This window comes from Maritimibacter sp. 55A14 (assembly GCF_003122205.1).
Taxonomy (GTDB): Bacteria; Pseudomonadota; Alphaproteobacteria; order Rhodobacterales; family Rhodobacteraceae; genus QEYE01.
Window position 1 is genome coordinate 1 of record NZ_QEYE01000019.1, and the last position, 19,991, is coordinate 19,991.

Below are 19,991 nucleotides of genomic sequence, written 5' to 3' on the forward strand. Positions count from 1 at the left end.
TACAACACCAGACGACCCCACAGTGCCTTGGGCTACCGCCCACCGGCCCCGGAAACCATCCTGCCAATGGACCAGAGGCCGATCATGCACTAACACTCAAACCGGACCACTCAGGTGGGGCTGGTCAGGTTGACATGTCGTCAACCACAAGAATGTGAATTTTGTCCTTCAGACTCATCGGTTTTCTCCGTTGATATGCCCGACCGCCGGGCCGGTTCGGACCGGCCGTCAACAACCCTGAACGCCCCGGCCGCATCCTGATCGAAACGGGTCACAAGTTCCTTGGGCAAAGCTTCGGAATGCCCGATGTAAAGCACGCCAGCCGTCTGCAGCCGGTCGGCAAAGCGCCGCCACAGTCGCGTCTGCGTCTGTTCGTCGAAGTAGATTGCAACGTTGCGGCACATGATGGCGTCGAACCTGCCGTGGAACGGCCAATCCGCGTCCAGGTTCAACCGGCGAAATGCAATCAGGTCGCGCGCGGCCTGGCAAACGCGGGCCAAGCCGGCGGGGGGCATCTTCATGGTCGAAGAACCGCTTGCCCTGCTCGTCCGGAAGCTGCGCCAGGGTCGCCACGGGATAGAGTCCGGCCTGCGCTGCTGCCAGCGCGGATTTGTCGATATCGGTGGCCAGAATCCGGAGATCGAGTTTTTTTTGCATCAGGGCAGGCTTGCAGCACACGAAAGGCGAGGTCGTAAGCCTCTTCCCCGGTGGAACATCCCGCCGACCAGATCCTGGCGCGCCCGCCACCGCGCGCGGTTCGCAGCAACTCGGGCAGGACCTTTTCGGTCAGATGCGTGAAATGATGCGACTCGCGGTTGAACCGCGTCATATTGGTGGTGAGGGCGGAAATGAACTCATCCTGCTCATCGGCATTGTCCGGCTCCGCCAGCGCGGCGCAATACGAACCGATCGACCTGTATCCCAGTGCATTCAGCCATTTGTTCAGCCGACCCGATACCATTGCCCGTTTGCCGGGGTTGAGGTTTATACCCGCTATCCGCTTCAGAAGTTCAGCGACTTGGGCAAACTCGCGCGGGGTGATCAGGCCCGCTGCATCATCATGGCGGTTTTCCGTCATGCGTCCGGCCGCGCCGCCTGCGGCAGCACTTCCCGCACATCGATGGCGCGCACCAGTTTGTCATCCACGGAATGAACGCCACGCAGGAAGGCCTGGGTCCGCGCAGACGACACATCGGGCGCGACCTGCATTTCGGCCTCGTCTACCGTGATGATGTCGGACACACCGTCAACCAGGAAACCTACGACCTTTTCGTCGATCTGCGCGATGATGATGACATGCCGTTCGCCTGGTTCCGTCTTGCCGAAACCAAGCCGCAACGACAGGTCGACTACCGGCAGGACAGTGCCGCGCAGGTTCATCATGCCAACGACGAATTCCGGCGCATGCGGCAGCGTGGTGGTGCTGGTCCAGCCCCGGATTTCCAGCACATGCGAAATCTCGATGCAGAAATCCTGTTCCTCGACCGTGAAACACACAATCTCGACGCGGCGGGTGGATTTCGTATCCATATCGTTGTCATGCATGAAACGCGTCTCCTGTGACGTTCGGCGCGGGTCGGTCGGCCGCACCACTCTTGACGGGCAAGGCAATCATCTGGTCGGTATCGACGATGAGGGCTATTTTTCCGTCGCCCAGGATCGTGGCCGCGGCGATGCCGGGAATGCTTTGGTAATTCTGCTCCAGCCCCTTGATCACCACCTCCCGCTGTTCCGCTATCGCGTCCACGGTCAGGGCCGACCGGCGGCCCGAGTCGCCCTCGATCAGCAGCAGGGACTGCTGTTCGATGCAACCGGCGCCGTCACGGTATCCGAGCGCCGCCCCCAGATCGGTGATCGGCACAAGCTCGTTATCCAGTGCGAGTACGCGGTCGCCGTCGCACAATGTGTGGATACGCGCCTGTCCGGGTTGCAGCATTTCCCGCAGCGGAAGGGTGGGCACGATCAAGGACTGGTCGGCCACCCGCACGAGCATGCCTTCGAGCACCGCCAGTGTCAGCGGCAGTGAAATCGTCACGGAGGTGCCGTTGCCAGGTTCCGATTGCAAGCTGACGCGTCCGCCCAATGCCTGGATCTCGTTGCGCACGACATCCATGCCGACGCCGCGGCCCGAGAGGTTGGATACCTCGCTTGCGGTGGAAAACCCGGGCCGGAACAATAGGTTGTCGATATCTGGATCCGTAAGATCGTCTTCCAGTCGGATCATGCCCTTTTCTTCGGCGATCTGGCGCACCCTTGCGCGGTCGATGCCCGCGCCGTCATCCCTGAGCGTGATCACCACGCGCCCCGACCGATGGGCCGCTTCAAGCGTAACCGTGCCACGTTCATCCTTGCCCGCAGCGCGCCGTTTCTCCGGCACCTCGAGCCCGTGGTCTATGGCATTTCGGATCATGTGGGTCAGCGGTTCGACAAGGCGTTCCGTGACAGTCTTGTCTACTTCCGTGGCGTCACCGATAGTGACCAACCGGGCCGACTTCCCGGCTTCCCTCGATGTTTCCCGCACGATTCTGGACATGCGTTGAAACAGGCTCCGGACCGGTTGAGCGCGGATCGCCATCACGCTTTCCTGGATTGCGCCCGACAGTTGCTTGAACTGATTCATCGCCTCATCGACGCGGCCGTTGGCCGAGTGAGGCAACTCATCCATGGACTGGCGCAGCATGGCCTCGGCTATGACCAGTTCGCCCACCAGGTTGATCAACCGGTCGACCCGCTGAAGATCGACGCGTATGGTGCTGGAACGGGCAGCCTGTGTCTTCCTTGTACCGGCGGCGGGGTCGACCACAGTCAGCACGCCCTGACCCGGTCCCGCGGAAGGCGAAGGCCCCTCCGCCTCCGGGGCGCCGTCGACAAGCGCCGCCACTGCATTGTCCGGCGGCGCGGTTTCGGCGGATATCTCCAATTCACACAAGCCGTCGACGAACTCGAAAACGTCCCGGATTGCCGCCTCGTCCACCGAGTCATCGGGCACAATCCTTATTTTCCAGGACGGCGAAGGCGTGGACCACGGTGCATCCCGCAGCGGTACGATGGATGACAGATCGGCTTCGACGGTCAGATTTCCCAGGTCTTCGAGGCCGCGAAACAGCAGTGCCGGATCATGTCCGTTTGCGTAAAGTTGCGGAGTTGCCCTGAAGGTGATCACCGTCACTTCGGGGGCCGCCGGCGACAGCAATTCGTCAAGCTCCGGCAGAGCCCCGTCAACCGTCAGGGTCAACGGCTCGAACGCCGGCAGTTCTTCTTTGGCGCCCGCAGCCTCTGTAGCCGGATCGCCATCCGTTACCCCGCTCGCGAGTTTGAGATCGCTCAGAATCGAAGCGCCCTGACCTTGCGGCACGTCGGATCCGTTTCGGGCGGCATCGACCAGGTCAGACAGATGGTCACTGGCAGTAAAGAGCAGCGCGACGATGTTTTCGTCGGCCGTCAAGCGCCCCGCACGGACATCGTCGAGCACGTTCTCCATCGCGTGGGCGAATCCGACCAACTGGTCCAGACCGAACGCCCCGGCACCGCCCTTGATGGAATGCACGGCGCGGAACATGCTGTTGACGGTCTCTTCGTCGCCGCTGCCGTTTTCCAGGTCATCGAGCCCCGACGACAGACCTTCGAGCAGGTCGTCGCATTCCTGAAAGAACATATCATTGAGATCGTTCATCGCCTGCCCCTACGCCACAAGCCGTTGGATGATCGAGATCAGCTTGTCTTCGTCGAATGGCTTGACGATCCAGCCGGTGGCGCCGGCGTCCCGCGCCCTCTGTTTGAGCTGTGCGCCGGTTTCCGTCGTCAGGACAAGGATGGGCACCGCGGATACATGCCTGCCCCGCCGAACACCTTCGATGAAACCGAAGCCGTCGAGACGCGGCATGTTGATGTCCGTGATGATCAGATCGGGATCGGTGCTTTCGAACTTTTCAAGCCCGTCCACCCCGTCTTCAGCCAGATCGACGTCGAAACCGGCATCCGCCAGCGCGGATTGCAGCATGCTGCGCATGGTCCTGGAATCGTCAATGGCAAGTATTCGTGTCATTCAACATCCTCTCGGATCAGCCCATTTTCAGGAATTCCCAGCAGGGCCAGCCCCTGCAAGAAGTCCGTCGACGGTTCGACCACGCCAAAACCCAGGCCATCGGCCTGCCATTCGGACCGGGCACGCATCAGGATTTCCGCCGAAAGCGCGCTGATGAACCGCACATTTCCAGCGTTCAGTTGCAGCGCTGCGCCGCGCCGATCGCCGATCGCCGCTGCGAGGGACTCACTCGCAGCGAAATCCAGACGTTCGGCCAATTTGATGGGAGTACCGGCAGCTTTGCCTTTCGGTGCCGTCATATCGCTCATAACCGTCCACGTGTTTGTTGCCACGTGACGCTATTTCGCGGGATTTAATAAGTCGTTACATGCCGCCGACAAAAGGGCGAAGCCGCCCGCCAGGTCTCGGACCGGGATCGGATATTCAGCTTGATCCCGGCCGCTAGCGGTCCGGACATGCCACGACCTGCCGCGGCGGGTGCGCGACCGGTTCAGGCCGCCTCGCCCCGGTACCCGGCAAGGCATCCTCCAAGACGCCACAGGGTATCGACACCCGCCGCTCCGGCTATTCCGATCCGAAAGCGTCGGTCGTAAACAGATAGTCGTCGCCATCCGCACCGACGTGACAAGCGATGCATCCGCCTGACATATCGTGACCGACGGCACCAGCCAAGGCCATTCCGGCAGGATTCTCGTCCAGCGAACCGTCCGGCAGGTACTTGGCATAGAACCAGTTGTTGTTATCCGGATCGTAGCCGTCCTCGCGCTGGAACATGACGGTGATCGCGGCAAGATGCGCATCCGGATCGGCCAGCACGTCCTCGGCGCTCACACCTTCCGGACCATAGTTGCGTTTCACCACCAGCAAGCCGCTATGTCCATCGGCGGTGGCTTCCGAGAAGAATGTTTCGAGCTGCATGCCATGCGGCTCGGTTCCGTCATATGGCAGCGTCATGATGGCTCCCGGACCAGCCAGCCCGGCTTCGGTCATCGCGTTCCAGACGCTTTGAGCGTCGGCGATGTCGGCCTCGGTTCCGGCGCTCTGGGCATGGAGTGTGCTCGCGGCCGAGAGCGCCGCAGCGGTCACGCTTGCAAGTATTCGGCCCATTTCGTGCGTCCTCCGAATGTCATTCCGATTTGCGTTCGCGGTCAGAATGGCGTCGGGATGAGGTCCCACACTTCAGGCAATTTTCGGCGACATTCATCATCACGTGGGGACCGTCTCGACGTCGCCATCGCCGCACGCCCTGAAACCATACCACGGATCGGCCCAAATATGCGCGAGGGCACAGCGTTCTCTCGGAATCTTGATCGGGAAGAACGGTGGCGTCAATTCTTGGCGGCTCCTTTACTTTTCAGGCTCTTACGCAGCATCGACACGCCCCATTGCGATGCCGTTCGGCTGGAGCCGCCCACACAATCAATCCGACGCAATCGGGCAGAGCCCAAGTAAATCCACGCATGGCGAGCCGGCACCATTGTTGCAGGACGCCTAAACGGCTATATTTCCGAAAGGGAGGCGAAAGTGCCACTTTTCAAATGGTTGTGCAGTCTCCTTGCGGCCGCGATCATCGCCCTACCGGGCATCCTGCCGGCGGCCTCACAGGAGACACACAAGCGAGATACCGATCCCGTTGTGCTCATGGCGGCAATCGAAGGTCCGATCGGACCGGCGACGGTGAGACATGTCAATCGTGTCATCGGCATTGCCACGGAACGGCGCGCGGCCGCGCTCGTGCTGCGGATGAACACGCCGGGCGGTCTGGCGGACGCGATGCGCGAGATCATCTCGGGCGTGCTCGCATCTTCCGTTCCGGTGATCGGATATGTCGCGCCATCCGGGGCGCATGCAGCGAGCGCGGGCACATATATCCTCTACGCAACGCATGTCGCCGCGATGGCGCCGGGCACCAATCTTGGCGCGGCAACGCCGGTGCAACTCGACGGATTGCCAGGGGGTACACCGGGCGAGGATCGCCAGCCGCGGGACAAAGGGAAAGGCGGTTCCGAGCACCCCGAGGGCTCGGACGACGAAAGCAGTGAAACCCCACCCGCACAGTCGCGCCCACCGGACGCGATGGCGGCGAAGGCGACCAACGATGCCGTCGCCCTGATCCGCAGCCTGGCGGAAATGCACGGGCGTAATGCCGACTGGGCCGAGCGCGCCGTGCGCGAAGCGGCCAGCCTGTCCGCGCAAGCCGCACGAGACGAGAACGTGATCGAAATCGTCGCCGCGGATGTCGATGCCCTGCTGGCCGCGGCCGATGGGCGAACCGTGGATGTCGGGGGAGCCGACTGGACCCTGGCGGTCGCCGGCCTTCCGGTCGAGGCCGTCGAGATGGACGCGATCACCCGCGTCCTCAGCGTGCTCTCGAACCCGAATGTCGCGCTGATCCTGATGATGATCGGCATATACGGGCTGATCTTCGAATTCTGGAATCCGGGCGCCGTGGTGCCCGGTGTCGTGGGTGCCATCAGCCTGGTGATCGGGCTCTATGCGCTCAATCAGTTGCCGCTGGATTACGCGGGGCTGGCGCTGATCGGGCTCGGCATCGCGTTCATGGTCGTCGAGGCGCTGACGCCGACCTTCGGCATCCTTGGCATCGGCGGCGTCGTGGCCTTCGTGGTCGGGGCGTCGATGCTCGTCGATACGGACGTTCCCGCCTATCAGATCTCGTGGTGGATGATCGGCACGATAGCCGCGGTCAGCGCCGCCGTGCTGATCCTGCTGCTGGGCTTCACGATGCGCGCCTACAGAGCCGCCCCGGTGAGCGGGCGCGCGCGAATGATCGGGGCTCCAGCGCGTGTGCTGGAATGGGACCGCGGCACAGGCTTCGTCTGGGCCGAAGGCGAACGCTGGCACGCGCGGGGCTCCGACGACCTGACCGCGGGCCAGGAGGCGCAAGTCTGCGGAGTTGATGGACTGACGCTCACCGTCGAGGCCACCACGAAGCCACAGCCGGATCAGGGAGGTTAGACATGCAATTCGATTTCGCGTTCTTCGACTGGATCTTGCAGCTTTTCGGCATTCTGCTGATAGTTCTGGTCCTCTACTATGCCATCTTCATCTTCCGGGAATACGAGCGCGGTGTCGTGTTCACGCTCGGTCGGTTCACGCGGGTCTCCGGACCGGGCTTCGTGCTCCTGATCCCCTTCGTGCAGCAGGTGGTGCGCACCGATCTCAGGATGTATGTCGAAGACGTGCCGACCCAGGACGTGATCAGCCGCGACAATGTGTCGGTCAAGGTCAATGCGGTGATCTATTTCCGCATCGTCGATCCGCAGCGCGCCATCATCAACGTCGCCGATTTCCGCGCCGCAGTCAGCCAGCTGGCCCAGACCACCCTGCGCTCGGTTCTGGGCAAGCATGAACTCGACGAGATGCTGGCCGAGCGCGACAAGCTCAACGCTGATATCCAGGAGATCCTCGATCGCCAGACGGATGCCTGGGGCATCAAGGTCGCGAATGTGGAGATCAAGCATGTGGATATAGACGAAAGCATGGTGCGCGCGATCGCCAAACAGGCCGAGGCCGAGCGGATTCGGCGCGCGCGGGTGATCAACGCCGAAGGCGAACAGCAGGCCGCAACCAAACTGGTCGAAGCCGGCAAGATGCTCGCCGCCCAGCCCAACGCGATGCAGTTGAGGTATTTCAATGCGCTCAACGATATCGCAACGGACAAGACCCACACAGTGATATTCCCCCTCCCGATCGATCTGCTTCCGATACGGACCAGGGGACCGGGGGACGGTTCTGGTGAATGAGACCAATCGCGACTGGTCTGGCCCGATGGATTCCGGATGACGCGCCGATGCGATCCGTGAAGGTCGCGCCCCTATAGATCCGGCTGCACCGAATTATCCTGTCGGGGCGCACGGCATCTGTAAGGCTCGGCCGGCCGGGATGTCGCTTCCTGCAAAAGGATATCGCATTCCTGCAAGCGGTCTGATGCGGGTGATATCACCCTGTGTCGAACTTGGAGGGAACAGGATGAGCGAAGCTGGTAAGGCGAACAAGGCCCGGTCCGGCGGGCGCTCCGGCGGACGCGCGGCCCGGCGCACCTTGCGGACGACGCGCGATTTCAGGATGCTGCCCGGACTTACCCGCAATATCCCCTATTGCGAGGTCATGGACGAGGCCCATGTCGAGCGGCTCGACAATGCCTCGATGAACATTCTCGAGAATGTGGGCGTGCATTTCCGGGATCCGATCGCGCTGGAGGATTGGAAGACGGCGGGCGCCAAGGTTGTCGGTGAAAGGGTCTTCCTGGATCGTGGCCTTGTGCGCGAGCTGATCAGAACGATCCCGGCGGAATTCACCTATCACGCCCGCAACCCGGCCAACAATGTGCGCCTCGGCGGGCCGCATTCGATCTTCGTGCCGATGACCGGCGCGCCCTTCCTGCGTGACCTTGACAACGTGCGGCGCAATCCGATGCTTGAGGATCTCGCTACGTTTCACAAGCTTGCCCATATGCTTCCGGCGCTGCATTCCACGGCCCATCACATCGTCGAGCCTTACGACCATCCCATCAGCCAGCGGCATCTGCGGATCACCTATTCCTCGATGATGCATTCCGACAAGATGTTCATGGGCATGACCACCAGCCCGAAGAACGCCGAGGACGTGATGGAGATGTGTGCCATCCTCTTTGGCGAGGACTACCTGGAAGACCACCCTGTCACCACCGGCAACTGCAACGGCAACTCGCCGCTGGTGTGGGACGAGACGATGCTGGGCGCGATGCGTGCGTTTTGCCGCCGCAACCAGCCGGTGCTCTGCTCGCCCTTCGTGCTGGGCGGGGCGAATACCCCGGCCAGCGTGCCCGCAGCGGTCGCGCAACTCAATGCCGAGGCGTTGTCGGCGCTGGCCTATACCCAGGTGATCCGCAAGGGCTGCCCGGCGATCTATGGCCACTACCTTTCGACCGTCAGCATGAGATCCGGCGCGCCGATGGCCGGCACGCCGGAGATCGGCCTGATGAATTTCATGATCGGGCAGATGGCGCGCCATTACGGTGTGCCCTGGCGGACCTCGGGCAGCCTCGGCGGGGCCAAGACCTTCGACGCCCAGGCGGGCTACGAGAGCGCCAGCACGCTCTCCGCCGTTATCCATGCCGGCGCCAACTACATCTGGCACGCGGCCGGCTGGAACGAGGCCGGGATGCACTGTTCGATTGCGAAATTCGTGGTCGATGCCGTGCAATGCGCGATGGCCCACCGCCTGGGCGAAGGTCCGAAATGGGACGATTTCGACCAGGCGCTTTCCGCGGTACCGGATGTCGGGCCGGGCGGGCATTATCTGGGGCATCCCCACACGCAGGAGAATTTCCAGTCCGCCTTCTTCATGCCCGAGCTTTTCGATAACAACTCGATCGAGCAATGGGTGGCCGACGGGGAGAAGGAAATCACCGAACGGGCCCTGAACCATGCCCGCAATCTTCTGTCTGAATACCAGCAGCCCATGCTGGACGTCGCCAGGGACGAGGCGCTGCGGGACTACATCGCCCGGCGCGAGCGCGAGATCCCGGCGGCGAGCGAACTGAACCAGAGTTACTGAGCTTCCATCTCCCTAAACTTGCCCGCCGATCTCGGCGGGCTTTTTTCTGCCTTTGGATACCAGCCGCGTCTCGAGATGGCGGTTGACCGAACCGGACGCCCTGAAGAGGTGCCCACGACCGCCGCATCCCTCGCCGCCGAGGAAGGCGCCGCCATCACAGGTCTGGTGTTGCGGTGGCCGGGTGACCCGGCGCGGCCTGCCCCGGCCCCGGATCGGGGATGCCTGGCACGGCTACTCGTCGCGAGCCCGCCATTCCTTCCAGCGGAGCACCGCGTTCGCACCGATCTGCCGGATCGGCTGCGGCGGAAGGCGTTGGGGACGTGCCTCGGCGGCGAAATGTTCGGTGATCGCACTGGTCTCGCCGCAGGCGAGCTCGGCCGCACCGATCCCGGTCAGGGTTCCGCGCGTGGTGCCCAGCCCGTTCTGAACGCAGCCCGAAAAAAGACCGTCATCGAGTTTGCGCATCACCGAGACGCCATTCAGGCTGAGGCAGAGATGCCCGGCCCAAGCGTATTCCATCCGCATACCCGCCAGTTGCGGAAAGCGCTGGTCGAACTTGCGCTGCATGACATTTGCGGCACGCGCGAGGTCGGCACTGGACGGCTTGGCGTCCGGCCTGAGAGTGGCGCAAGTGCGGGTCACGATGCGGTTTCCGCCCTGCGCGCCGTCGATCCGGCGCACGGTCGTGCCCATCGGGTCCGACGGCGTGATGCCCCAGCGTGTCCGCCCGCCCAGCTTCCTGAGGTCCTCGCTCCCGAGCTCGGGCGTCATCACCGCGTAGAGAAAGAGCTGCATCAACCGCCCGCGTTCGAAGCCGAAGCTTTCGAGATGGCCGTTCACGGTCAGGATCACGCGGGCGGCACTGATACTTCCGCGCTGCGTTCGCACCGACCAGGCATCCCCCTGTCTTTCCAGTCCGGTCACAGGGCTCTTCTCGAAAATCTCGACCCCCTGCCCCGCCAACCCGCGACCCAGACCCCGGATATAGCCCGCAGGCTGCAACATATGGGTGCCCGCCGTGTAGAGCCCCGATTGATAGTGGCGCGATCCCGTCAGGTCCTGCATCTGCCGGGCATCCAGCATCTCGCTGGCCTCGCCGAGCGAGGCGAGGTGTCTGGCGTAGCTTTCGTTATTCGCCCGTGCCTTGTCGCTGAAAGCGCCGTTCACCTTGCCCGCGGGGTCGAAAAAGTTCGGGTCTATACCGTACTCCTCTACCGCCTCGCGGGCGAAAGCAATGGCCTGCCGGTTGAGACCGATCAATCCCCGGTCGTCCCCGGATCCCGCGTAATCCTCCGAGGCCAGATCATGCGGCAGGTCGATCATGAAGCCCGAATTGCGCCCGGCCGCGCCGTCCGCGAGCCGCCCGGCCTCCAGCACCGCGATCCGGGCACCGGGTTGCAACTGGGTCAGCCGCCGCGCGGCCGACAGCCCGGCGAAACCGGCGCCGACGACCACGAAATCGGCCGTGCGGCCCCCTTCCAGCCGGGGTCGCGCCTCTTGCGGCCCGAGTATGGCATTCCAGGCTGCGGGTCCCAGTTGGACCGGCAGCCGAAAGGCGGCATAGCTGCTCAATCCACGGCCTCGTCGGCGTCGTCGCTCAGATCGATCCAGATCGTCTTGACCTGCGTGTACTGGTCATGCGCTTGGACACCGTTGTCGCGTCCGCCGAATCCCGACTGCTTGAAGCCGCCGAACGGGGTCGTGATGTCGCCCTCGCCGAAGCTGTTGACGGTGACCGTTCCGGCCCGGATTGCCCGTGCGCCGCGGATCGCCCGCTTGACATTCGCGGTGAATATCGAGGCGGCGAGCCCGTATTGCGTGTCATTCGCCAGCGCAATCGCCTCGTCGAAGCTCTCGACGGTCAGCACCGACAGGACCGGCCCGAAGATCTCCTCGCGGACCTGCGCGGCCTCGCGGTCGTCGACATCGAGGACCGTCGGCTCCACGAATCCCGCCTCGGCCTTGCCGCCAAGGAGCACCTTGGCCCCCTTGCCGAGATAGGAGCAGACCTTGTCGAAGTGCGCCTGGCTGACCAGTGCCCCGACGCGGTTCTCCGGATCGAGCGGATCACCCATCGGCCATTCGCGGGCATGGGCGACGATCCGCTCCATGAGCGCGTCCTTGACACCCTTTTGCACGATCAGCCGGGATGCGGCCGAACAGTTCTCGCCCATGTTCCAGAAGGCGCCGTTGACGACATGCGCGGCCACGCGGTCGAGGTTTTCGGCATCGTCCAGCACCACTGCCGGGTTCTTGCCGCCCATCTCAAGCGTCACTTCCTTGAGGTTCGACTCCGAAGCATAACCCAGGAAACGCCGGCCGGTCGCGGTGGAGCCGGTGAACGAAATCATGTCCACATCCATATGACGCCCGAGCGGTTCGCCGACCTCGGCTCCGCTGCCGGTGATGACATTGAAGACACCCGCCGGCACGCCGGCCTCCATCGCAAGTTCGGCCACTCGCAGCGCGGTGAGCGAGGTTTCCTCGGCTGGCTTCACGATGACCGAGCAGCCCGCGGCCAGCGCTGGGCCGATCTTCCAGGCCAGCATCAGAAGCGGGAAGTTCCATGGCAGGACAAGGCCCACCACGCCCACGGGCTCGCGGACGATCATGGCCATATGGTTGTCCGAGGCCGGCGCGACCTGATCGTAGATCTTGTCGATCAGTTCCGCGTGCCAGACCAGGCAGTGGATGGTCTCGGGCACGTCCACGGTTTCGCAATCGTAGATCGTCTTGCCGCTGTCGAGGCTTTCCATGACCGCCAGTTCGCGTGCGTGTTCGCGTGCGTTGCGTTTCATCAGCTTGGCCAGACGGATCAGCACCTCCTTGCGCTCGGACGGATGCAGGCGCGACCAGCGCCCGTCCTCGAAGGCGTCGCGCGCCTTCTCCACCGCGAAATCCACGTCTTCGGCGCCGCAGGCCGCAACCCTGGCCAGCACCTCGCCCGTCGCCGGGTTGATGCTGTCAAAAGTATCGCCCGATTTCGCGGGGCGGAAACTGCCGTCGATGAATGCCTGATCGGGCAGGGCCAGACCAGCGGCGACGGCCTTGTATTCGTCGGTTGTCAGAAGATCTGTCATGGCGCTTACTCCGCTTCGATTTCGGCCACGGTGCGCTTCAGGACGCGCACCACCTGTTCAAGCTGCCGCTTGTCATCCTTGTTCAGGGCGCGCAGCGGTGGGCGCGGCGGCCCGGCGTAGTTGCCAGTCATCTCGCAGCCATGCTTTATGCACTGGATGAACTTGCCGCCCTGCTCGAGCACCCGCATCAGCGGCATCATCGCCGACATGATCCGGCGCCCCTTGCTGAAATCGCCCTCGATCATGCATGCCTTCCACAGCGCGACATGCTCCTTCGGCAGGAAATTCGACCCGCCGCAGATCCAGAACGGCGCCCCCCAGGCAAAGAATTCCAGCGCCTGGTCGTCCATGCCGCAGCCAAGTTGGATATGCGGGTAGTCGCGGGCCAGCAGATGCACCCGGTTGATATCGCCCGAGCTTTCCTTGATGCCGCGGAAATTCCGGCTGCGGCCGACGCGGTCGAGGAACTCCTCGCCCATATTGATGCCCATTCGTCCGGGATAATTGTAGAGGATGACCGGCAGGTCGGCCGCCCGGTCGATGGCAAGCGCATTGAGCGCGTTCTCGCGCTCGGTCGGCACCGAATAGGGTGGCGAGCCGACGAGGATCGCATCGGCGCCGATCCGGGCCGCCGTTTCGGCCATCGTGATCGAATCGGGCAGACGGATGGCGACGGCGCCGATGACGAGCGGCACGCGGTCGCCGATCACTTCCTTGGCGAAGGCCGCCAATTCGGCGCGCTCTTCCATCGACTGTGCGTAGTATTCGCCGGTCGAGCCGCCATTGACGATGCCTTGAACGCCGGCTTCGACAAGATAGTCGATCTGCGCGGCAAAGGCGTCCCGGTCGATGCTCCCGTCCTCACGGTACGGCGTGATGACGGGCGTGTATATGCCCTCGAAATTCATGTAGCTCCTCTCTCTCAGGATGCCGGGCGCGCTAACTATACACTCTTTGTGGTTTATTAAAATACATATTGTCTACAATCAAGATTGGCCTAGTATACCATCCGGAGACGGTTGCATGACCGAAACATCGCGAGAAGCCGTCATCCGCCGTGACGGGAGGGGCCAGCATATGACGGGCACACAGCACTTCGTCTTCGCGTTGGTCGAGGACTTCACTCATCTGGTCTTCTCCTGCGCGGTCGATCCGCTGCGGATTGCCAATCTGGTCAGCGGCCAGGATCTCTACAGTTGGTCCTTCGGATCGGCGAACGGCCAGACGGCCACAAGCTCCAACGGGTCGGTGACCCTGGTCCACCACGGCTTCGACAGCCTTCCGGAATGCGACCGGCTCTTCGTGCTGTCCGGTATCCATGTCCGCCGGCAGGACTGCCGCAGCCTGATGGCGGCCCTGCGCCGCAAGCGCATGCACGGAACCCGGATCGGCGCGCTATGTTCGGGCGCCTACATTCTGGCCAAGGCCGGCTTTCTGGACGGTATGCGGGCCGCGATCCACTGGGAGTTTCACGACAGTTTCATGGAAGAATTTCCCGACGTTCATCTCGTGCGCAATGTCTTCGTGGCGGACGAGCGGCACATCACTGCCTCGGGCGGCACGGCAACCGCCGACCTGATCCTGCACCTGATCGAGCGGGACCACGGATACGACCTTTCCGTCGCGGTGGCCGATCAGATGGTCTACAACGCCGTGCGCGATGCCACTGCCGCCCAAAAGGTGTCGCTGCAATCGCGCAACGGCATCCGAAACCGCCATCTGACAAGAGCCATCCGGATCATGCGCGACCGTCTGGACAGCCCGGTTTCGCCCTCGGTGATCGCGCGGGATCTGGGGGTATCGACCCGGCAGCTTGAGCGTCTGTTCGGGAAATACCTGAATACATCGCCCAAGAAGTTCTACATGGAAATGCGGCTGGAGCGTGCGCGCCATCTTCTGTTGCAGACCGAGATGTCGGTCACCGAGGTGTCGATGGCCTGCGGTTTCGAAAGCCCCGGCCACTTCTCCCGCGTCTACCGCACGTCGTTCGGGGTCACACCGATGTTGCAGCGAGGACGCCTGAGCTGATCTTCGACGAACGCCGCGACCGGGGCCGGTTTCCGTTCGGACATGGCTCCCCTTCAGTTCGTCCAGCGCACATGGCCAAGCCGGATGCGGACCCACAACGCGACCCTTGCTGCCTGAGGCTGGAGGCCATTCCCCTAAAGTGTCCGCATCAGTCGCAGCGCGTCGTAAATCGCGGCATGGGTGTTGCGCGCTGCGACCGCGTCACCCACGCGGTAAAGCTGATAGCGTCCTTCCGGATTGCGGGCGACCGTCTGGGGCTGTCGCGCAATCAGCGCCTCGTAATCCACCTCGCCCAGGTTCGTCGCACCTGCACGAAGGTCGAAATAGAGATCGTCCAGGGGCCGCGTCCCGTGGTTGACGACAACCTGATCCACCCGGCGTTCGCGCGTCATCTTGCCGTAATCGCTCCCCAGCGTGGTAACCAGCCCGTTGCCCTCGCGGCGCACCGCATCCACGCGCCAGGTCGGCGTGAAGATGACATCGCGGACCTGAAGGATGCGAAGCGAAGGCGTGAGCGACATGGCCATCACCTCGGGCACGATGTTCCGGTCGCGCGATACGATCTCCACTTTCGCCCCGGTCTCGGCGATCTTCTCGGCCGCCTGCAGGGCGGGATAGTCGCCGGCATCGTCGTAGATGAGCACGTTGCTACCCGGCGCGGCATCGCCCGCGAGAATGTCCCATGCGGACACCACCAGTTCGTTGCCTTCGGCGAGCACATCGGTATGGGGCAATCCCCCGGTGGCCACGATGACGACATCGGGCGCGTCCGCCAGCACCGTCTCTTCATCGGCGAAGCTGTTGAAATTGATGCGCACCCCGTTCCGTTCACATTCGGCCCGGCGCCAATCGATGATTTGCATCATTTCCCGACGCCGCTCGGTCTGCGCGGTCAGCCGGATCTGCCCTCCCGGATCGTTTGCCGCCTCGTGGACGATCACCTCATGCCCCCGTTCCGAGGCCACCCGCGCGGCTTCCATCCCGGCGGGTCCGGCGCCCACGATCACGATCCGGCGCGGAGTGTCCGCTTTCCCGATCCGGTGCGGCTGTTCGATCTCGCGGCCGGTCGAGGGATTATGGACGCAAAGCGCCATGCCGCCCTGGTAGATTCGGTCAAGGCAGTAGTTCGCGCCGACGCAAGGGCGGATGCGGTCCTCTTCGCCGCGCTGGATCTTGGCGACGATATGCGGGTCGGCCATATGTGCGCGGGTCATCCCCACCAGGTCGAGCTTGCCCGAGGCGATGGCGTGACGCGCGGTCGCCACGTCCTGAATCTTCGCGGCGTGGAAGGTCGGGAATTCGGTCGCCGCGCGGATCTCTCCGGCAAAGTCGAGATGCGGGGCCGACTTCATGCCCTGCACCGGGATGACATCGGTCAGCCCGGCATCGGTGTCGATATGCCCCTTCACCACATTGAGGAAATCCACCTGACCGCAATCCTTCAAGCGGCGCGAGATCTCGAGCCCGTCCTCCTTCGTCAGCCCACCGGGCAGGTCTTCGTCGCCGGTGTAGCGCACGCCGATGATGAACTCAGGGCCACAGGCGTCGCGCATCGCCTTCAGCACATCGAAGGTGAAACGCAACCGGTTGTCCAGGCTGGACCCTCCATAAGGGCCGTCGAGATCGTTGGTGAGCGGTGACCAGAACTGGTCCATCAGGTGTCCGTAGGCCTGGATCTCGATCCCGTCGAGACCGGCCGCCTTCATGCGCTCGGCCGCCGCGGCATAGTCCTGGATCAGCCGCGCGATATCCCAGTCCTCGGCCTTCTTCGGAAAGGCCTTGTGCGACGGCTCGCGCTCGTGGCCGGGAGAGACCACCGGCAGCCAGTCGGCCTTGTCCCAGCGGGTTCGGCGGCCAAGATGCGTCAACTGGATCATCACGGCGCAGTCATGCTCGTGGCATTCCTCGGTAAGCTGCCGCATCCAGCCCACGACCTCGTCTTTCCACGCCAGAATGTTGTTGAAGACCGGCGGGCTGTCCCGCGCCACGCTCGCCGAGCCAGCGGTCATGGTAAGCCCGACGCCCCCCCGCGCGCGCTCCACGTGATAGGCGCGGTAGCGCTCCTTCGGCATGCCGTCCTCGGGATAGGCAGGTTCGTGGCTGGTAATCATGAGCCGGTTCTTCAGCGTCAGATGCTTGAGCTGATAGGGCTGGAACAATGGGTCTTTCGACATGGCAGCACTCCCTTGGCTTGCGCTATCGTTCCGTAATTTGTTCACTTATGTCAAGTTTAAGTTCATATATGTCTATTTTTGTTGCGACCGACCGCACGCCCCGTTACTCTCGGCGCATGGACGGGCGTGAACCCAGCTATGACCTTCAAAAGACCAGCGGCTGGCGCGGGTCGCGGGAGCTATGGCTCGATGCGGCCAAGGCCGCGTTTCTCGAAAGCGGCATCGACGCGGTCAAGATCCAGCCTCTCGCCAATCGGCTGAACCTCTCGCGAACCAGTTTCTACTGGTTCTTCAAGGATCGCGCCGCGATCCTCGATGCGCTTCTGGAACTTTGGGACGATACGAATACACGGGCCCTCGTCGCTGGTTGCGAGGCCTACGCCGAGACCGTGTCCGAAGCCGTCCTGAACATCATTGCCGTGTTCCTGGACGAAGCCCGCTTCGAGCCGCGTTTCGATCTCGCGGTACGGGGATGGGCGCACCAATCCGAGGCGGTAACCGCCCGTGTCTCGGATTCCGACGAGCGGAGGCTGAATGCGATTCGGAGCGTATTCGAGCGGTTCGGCTTCGATCCGGGCGAGGCGGACGTGCGCGCGCGAACCGTCTATCTGGTGCAGATCGGGTATATCTCCATGCAGTCGTCCGAATGCCTGGAAACACGCATGTCCCGCGTGCCCTACTACATCAAGACATTCTCCGGGCGGGAGCCGAGCGAGGCCGAAATGGCACGCTTCGGCGCCCAGATCGGCCTGCCGCCGGACGCGACGGTGTCCTGCGAAAACTGACGGCGTCGCCATTTACCCGCCCGGACGACTACACCTCGACCTTCACATTCCCGACCGACTGTCGCAGCCGCCCTGGTCGTCGCGAACCTTCCGCACCGCTCACGCGGGCATCACAGGTGAATAGCGGTACGCTCCACCTAACGCAGGAGCGATTCGTCCGGGGCGTCAGCGAGATCTTCTGATCTCTTGAGCAGGTTGCCACGCCGTAGCTGCTCGGCAAGAAGATCGTCCCTGGCCGGACGCAATAGTGTTGCCCTTCCGGCGAAAAGCCCCTATGCCGCACCGCAGCGAACATGGACCCGGAAGCGATTCCGGGTGGCTCTTCCGGCCGCCGATCCGCCGGACAACGACAGACAACGATGCAGTTGCACACTGGCCTGGCGGATTGCGCGAAGGCCGGTATTGGATACCTATTTCATGATCTCACTCGACGCTTACCGTGGCCAGTGGCTGGGCAACATTCGCGGCGACCTCCTTGCCGGATTGGTCGTGGCGCTGGCGCTCATTCCCGAGGCCATCGCCTTCTCCATTATCGCGGGCGTGGACCCGAAGGTGGGCCTCTATGCCAGCTTCTGGTGGTGTCAGACCAATTCGAACCAGTCTACGCAAGGGCAGGATGCCTGTCCCTTATGCCGCGCCGAGCTGGCGCCACTCGGCGAGAGCGGCGGCGCGGTTGGCCTTGAAGAGCGGTCTGCTGGAAAGGCTGCGTTCCTGGTTGAAGTGGTTCGAGACGGAAGCGTGGACGGCGGCGAATTTCTGCAAACTTCGCATGCGCCGGAACCGGAGCATTGCTCGCTCCCGTCGTCGGAACGGGAGATGGGAATTCTCTGCCCTGTTGTTCGCCCAGCGGCCGGTCTCCTGCCGAGCGCCGGCGCCGATCTCCCTGAGCGCGGCGCCGTAAGACCGGAGTTTGTCCGTCACGATCACCTCGGGTCGGCCGTGCTTGCGCATTGCTTTTCTCAGGAATTTCAATGCGGCCTTCTTGTCCCGGGTCTTCGTGACGAAGCTTTCCAGAACCTCGCCTTCGTGATCGACGGCCCGCCACAGGTAGTGCCTCTCGCGGCACTGTCAGAAGAATCGCGTCTGGCCTTCCTTCCCCGCGGTCCCCACTGACGAGAGGGTACAATATATTGTTCTGTAAGGAGAAAGACCTTTCAGAGCGCCGACGAGACCAACAAACGAGCCATTGTCAGCTTAGCAAACGAAGTTCTTCTGACAATACCCTTTGGACGGCTCAACGGATAGCTACGCGGGCAGGATCGAGGTTTTAGAAGGGCGGTCGGGCCGGCGCATGCGGAGCGAGGCGAAACGGGCGCGGTGCAACTGGTAACAGTGCAGATCCCGATCTGGCGCACCGCGTCGGTTTTGGTAAGAACGCCGACCAACCGGCCGTCGTATCGCAGACCAACAGCATGTCATGATCACGTTCCAGCAGCCGCGCCGCGTGCAAGAGTGCGACATCCGTTGCGATACAACTCATCCGTCTGTGGGCCGTCGGTAGGAATTTCTCGATCAGCAATTGCTTGTCTTTTCTAACTGGCCATCGCAATCACCATAGTCGCCACAATACCCGCTGCACTACCGATGTCACCGTTTTCCTGATTTGCCTCGCGACATCGCTCAGGATCAGTATCCTGCCGCATGACCGTCCTTGCGCGCATCCGAACCGCCGCTAAGAAGTCCCCGGTCATGGTCGATGAGAATTGCCTGGCAGCCTCCGAGAGGATCTTGCGACACGCGCAAGCGGTGCCCCTTGTCGGCCAAGGCATGCAGGATCGCAGGCGGCAGGCTGCGTTCGACCTCGACCTCCGCGCCGGTGGCCAGAAGCCGCGGCATGTCAATGGCCGCCTGCAGATCCATGCCGTAATCAACGAGGTTTGAGACGATCCGGGCATGTCCGAATGGCTGATAGTCTCCGCCCATAACGCCGAAGGACAGCCGGACGCGGCCGCCTTCCGTCGCCATGCCCGGCATGATCGTGTGCATTGGCCGCTTGCCAGGGGCCAGCGCGTTGGGGTGCGAGGGATCGAGCGTGAAGGAATTGCCGCGATTCTGGAAGAGCACGCCCGTGTCCGGGCAGAGGATACCGCTGCCGAAGGAATCGAAGATCGAGTTTATGAAACTGACCGTATTCAGGTCGCGGTCGACCACGGTCATGTAGACCGTCTCCGAGGTAGAGAGGCCAAGCGGGCCGATATCCTGCATGGCGTGATCGGTGGAAATGCGCGTCCGCAACCCGGCGGCCCAATCCTTTGACAGGATCGCATCGAGCGGTGCTGGCAGACTAATTCGAACCAGTCTCTGGAAGGACAGTGAAGCT

General features: G+C 63.0%; 16 protein-coding genes, 4 pseudogenes and 1 other annotated feature. Of the genes and pseudogenes, 6 read left to right on the plus strand and 14 right to left on the minus strand.

Annotated features, from left to right (window positions below; translation table 11 throughout):
* Window positions 1–140: 140 nt before the first annotated feature.
* From DDZ14_RS20150 to DDZ14_RS14790, 8 genes and pseudogenes are all read right to left on the minus strand, one after another.
* Window positions 141–521: a CheR family methyltransferase gene (locus DDZ14_RS20150; RefSeq protein ID WP_109425751.1), complete on the minus strand. Its 381-nt coding sequence runs from the start codon at window positions 519–521 to the stop codon at window positions 141–143.
* Window positions 522–570: 49 nt separating this feature from the next.
* Window positions 571–657, minus strand: a pseudogene (locus tag DDZ14_RS20275) (hypothetical protein); the annotation flags it as partial.
* Window position 658: 1 nt separating this feature from the next.
* Window positions 659–1,078 (minus strand): annotated as a pseudogene (locus DDZ14_RS20155) (CheR family methyltransferase); the annotation flags it as partial.
* Entirely contained in the window at window positions 1,075–1,545 is a 471-nt protein-coding gene (locus tag DDZ14_RS14770; RefSeq protein ID WP_109425753.1) for a chemotaxis protein CheW, read from the minus strand. The pseudogene DDZ14_RS20155 and the gene DDZ14_RS14770, both read right to left, overlap by 4 nt.
* Entirely contained in the window at window positions 1,538–3,673 is a 2,136-nt protein-coding gene (locus DDZ14_RS14775) for a chemotaxis protein CheA (protein ID WP_109425754.1), read from the minus strand. Before DDZ14_RS14775 ends, DDZ14_RS14770 begins: the two co-directional genes overlap by 8 nt.
* Before the next feature lie 9 nt (window positions 3,674–3,682).
* Window positions 3,683–4,045, minus strand: a complete 363-nt coding sequence (locus DDZ14_RS14780) for a response regulator (RefSeq protein ID WP_109425755.1) — start codon at window positions 4,043–4,045, stop codon at window positions 3,683–3,685.
* A complete protein-coding gene (locus DDZ14_RS14785) occupies window positions 4,042–4,353 on the minus strand; it encodes an STAS domain-containing protein (protein ID WP_109425756.1) in 312 nt (103 codons plus the stop codon). The genes DDZ14_RS14780 and DDZ14_RS14785 overlap by 4 nt, the downstream gene beginning before the upstream one ends.
* A 256-nt stretch (window positions 4,354–4,609) precedes the next feature.
* Window positions 4,610–5,131 (minus strand): hypothetical protein, encoded by a 522-nt coding sequence (locus tag DDZ14_RS14790; protein ID WP_233252598.1) that lies wholly within the window; start codon window positions 5,129–5,131, stop codon window positions 4,610–4,612.
* Between the two features lie 591 nt (window positions 5,132–5,722).
* On the opposite strand from DDZ14_RS14790, the gene DDZ14_RS14795 reads away from it, so the two are divergent.
* From DDZ14_RS14795 to DDZ14_RS14805, 3 genes are all read left to right on the plus strand, one after another.
* Window positions 5,723–7,021: a nodulation protein NfeD gene (locus DDZ14_RS14795; protein ID WP_233252599.1), complete on the plus strand. Its 1,299-nt coding sequence runs from the start codon at window positions 5,723–5,725 to the stop codon at window positions 7,019–7,021.
* Between the two features lie 2 nt (window positions 7,022–7,023).
* The gene (locus DDZ14_RS14800) at window positions 7,024–7,809 is read left to right on the plus strand and encodes a slipin family protein (RefSeq protein ID WP_109425758.1); all 786 of its coding nucleotides are present in this window, start codon (window positions 7,024–7,026) and stop codon (window positions 7,807–7,809) included.
* Window positions 7,810–8,035: 226 nt separating this feature from the next.
* Window positions 8,036–9,604, plus strand: coding sequence for a trimethylamine methyltransferase family protein (locus tag DDZ14_RS14805; protein WP_109425759.1), 1,569 nt, complete (start codon window positions 8,036–8,038; stop codon window positions 9,602–9,604).
* Between the two features lie 231 nt (window positions 9,605–9,835).
* On the opposite strand, the gene DDZ14_RS14810 is transcribed toward DDZ14_RS14805, so the two are convergent.
* From DDZ14_RS14810 to DDZ14_RS14820, 3 genes are read right to left on the minus strand one after another with little or no spacing between them, the layout of a single operon-like run.
* Window positions 9,836–11,176: an FAD-binding oxidoreductase gene (locus DDZ14_RS14810; protein WP_109425760.1), complete on the minus strand. Its 1,341-nt coding sequence runs from the start codon at window positions 11,174–11,176 to the stop codon at window positions 9,836–9,838.
* Window positions 11,173–12,684 (minus strand): aldehyde dehydrogenase, encoded by a 1,512-nt coding sequence (locus DDZ14_RS14815; protein WP_109425761.1) that lies wholly within the window; start codon window positions 12,682–12,684, stop codon window positions 11,173–11,175. Before DDZ14_RS14815 ends, DDZ14_RS14810 begins: the two co-directional genes overlap by 4 nt.
* Window positions 12,685–12,689: 5 nt before the next feature.
* Window positions 12,690–13,592 carry a dihydrodipicolinate synthase family protein gene (locus tag DDZ14_RS14820; protein WP_109425762.1) on the minus strand — a complete coding sequence of 301 codons (903 nt, stop codon included), beginning with the start codon at window positions 13,590–13,592 and terminating at the stop codon, window positions 12,690–12,692.
* Between the two features lie 169 nt (window positions 13,593–13,761).
* Here DDZ14_RS14820 and DDZ14_RS14825 point away from each other — a divergent pair, with 169 nt between their 5' ends.
* The gene (locus DDZ14_RS14825; protein WP_109425763.1) at window positions 13,762–14,712 is read left to right on the plus strand and encodes a GlxA family transcriptional regulator; all 951 of its coding nucleotides are present in this window, start codon (window positions 13,762–13,764) and stop codon (window positions 14,710–14,712) included.
* Window positions 14,713–14,846: 134 nt separating this feature from the next.
* Here DDZ14_RS14825 and DDZ14_RS14830 read toward each other — a convergent pair whose 3' ends face one another.
* Window positions 14,847–16,886 carry an NADH:flavin oxidoreductase gene (locus tag DDZ14_RS14830; RefSeq protein ID WP_109425764.1) on the minus strand — a complete coding sequence of 680 codons (2,040 nt, stop codon included), beginning with the start codon at window positions 16,884–16,886 and terminating at the stop codon, window positions 14,847–14,849.
* A 116-nt stretch (window positions 16,887–17,002) separates the two neighbouring features.
* Here DDZ14_RS14830 and DDZ14_RS14835 point away from each other — a divergent pair, with 116 nt between their 5' ends.
* Both DDZ14_RS14835 and DDZ14_RS14840 read left to right on the plus strand, forming a co-directional pair.
* Window positions 17,003–17,671, plus strand: a complete 669-nt coding sequence (locus tag DDZ14_RS14835) for a TetR/AcrR family transcriptional regulator (RefSeq protein WP_109425765.1) — start codon at window positions 17,003–17,005, stop codon at window positions 17,669–17,671.
* A gap of 292 nt (window positions 17,672–17,963) precedes the next feature.
* Window positions 17,964–18,020, plus strand: a sequence feature (sul1 is cis-regulatory element that is thought to sense ions involved in sulfur or methionine metabolism; They are found in Alphaproteobacteria).
* Window positions 18,021–18,088: 68 nt separating this feature from the next.
* A pseudogene (locus tag DDZ14_RS14840) lies at window positions 18,089–18,244 on the plus strand (SulP family inorganic anion transporter); the annotation flags it as partial.
* A 54-nt stretch (window positions 18,245–18,298) separates the two neighbouring features.
* On the opposite strand, the pseudogene DDZ14_RS14845 reads toward DDZ14_RS14840, so the two are convergent.
* Window positions 18,299–18,730, minus strand: a pseudogene (locus tag DDZ14_RS14845) (transposase); the annotation flags it as partial.
* A gap of 567 nt (window positions 18,731–19,297) precedes the next feature.
* Window positions 19,298–19,984, minus strand: a complete 687-nt coding sequence (locus tag DDZ14_RS14850; RefSeq protein ID WP_109425766.1) for a gamma-glutamyltransferase — start codon at window positions 19,982–19,984, stop codon at window positions 19,298–19,300.
* Window positions 19,985–19,991: the final 7 nt, after the last annotated feature.

Bases quoted from the DNA above. Each gene is read 5' to 3' on its own strand.
- DDZ14_RS20150 (WP_109425751.1), bottom strand. From the start codon at position 521: ATGAAGATGCCCCCCGCCGGCTTGGCCCGCGTTTGCCAGGCCGCGCGC.
- DDZ14_RS14770 (WP_109425753.1), bottom strand. From the start codon at position 1,545: ATGCATGACAACGATATGGATACGAAATCCACCCGCCGCGTCGAGATT.
- DDZ14_RS14775 (WP_109425754.1), bottom strand. From the start codon at position 3,673: ATGAACGATCTCAATGATATGTTCTTTCAGGAATGCGACGACCTGCTC.
- DDZ14_RS14780 (WP_109425755.1), bottom strand. From the start codon at position 4,045: ATGACACGAATACTTGCCATTGACGATTCCAGGACCATGCGCAGCATG.
- DDZ14_RS14785 (WP_109425756.1), bottom strand. From the start codon at position 4,353: ATGAGCGATATGACGGCACCGAAAGGCAAAGCTGCCGGTACTCCCATC.
- DDZ14_RS14800 (WP_109425758.1), top strand. From the start codon at position 7,024: ATGCAATTCGATTTCGCGTTCTTCGACTGGATCTTGCAGCTTTTCGGC.
- DDZ14_RS14805 (WP_109425759.1), top strand. From the start codon at position 8,036: ATGAGCGAAGCTGGTAAGGCGAACAAGGCCCGGTCCGGCGGGCGCTCC.
- DDZ14_RS14815 (WP_109425761.1), bottom strand. From the start codon at position 12,684: ATGACAGATCTTCTGACAACCGACGAATACAAGGCCGTCGCCGCTGGT.
- DDZ14_RS14820 (WP_109425762.1), bottom strand. From the start codon at position 13,592: ATGAATTTCGAGGGCATATACACGCCCGTCATCACGCCGTACCGTGAG.
- DDZ14_RS14825 (WP_109425763.1), top strand. From the start codon at position 13,762: ATGACGGGCACACAGCACTTCGTCTTCGCGTTGGTCGAGGACTTCACT.
- DDZ14_RS14830 (WP_109425764.1), bottom strand. From the start codon at position 16,886: ATGTCGAAAGACCCATTGTTCCAGCCCTATCAGCTCAAGCATCTGACG.
- DDZ14_RS14835 (WP_109425765.1), top strand. From the start codon at position 17,003: ATGGACGGGCGTGAACCCAGCTATGACCTTCAAAAGACCAGCGGCTGG.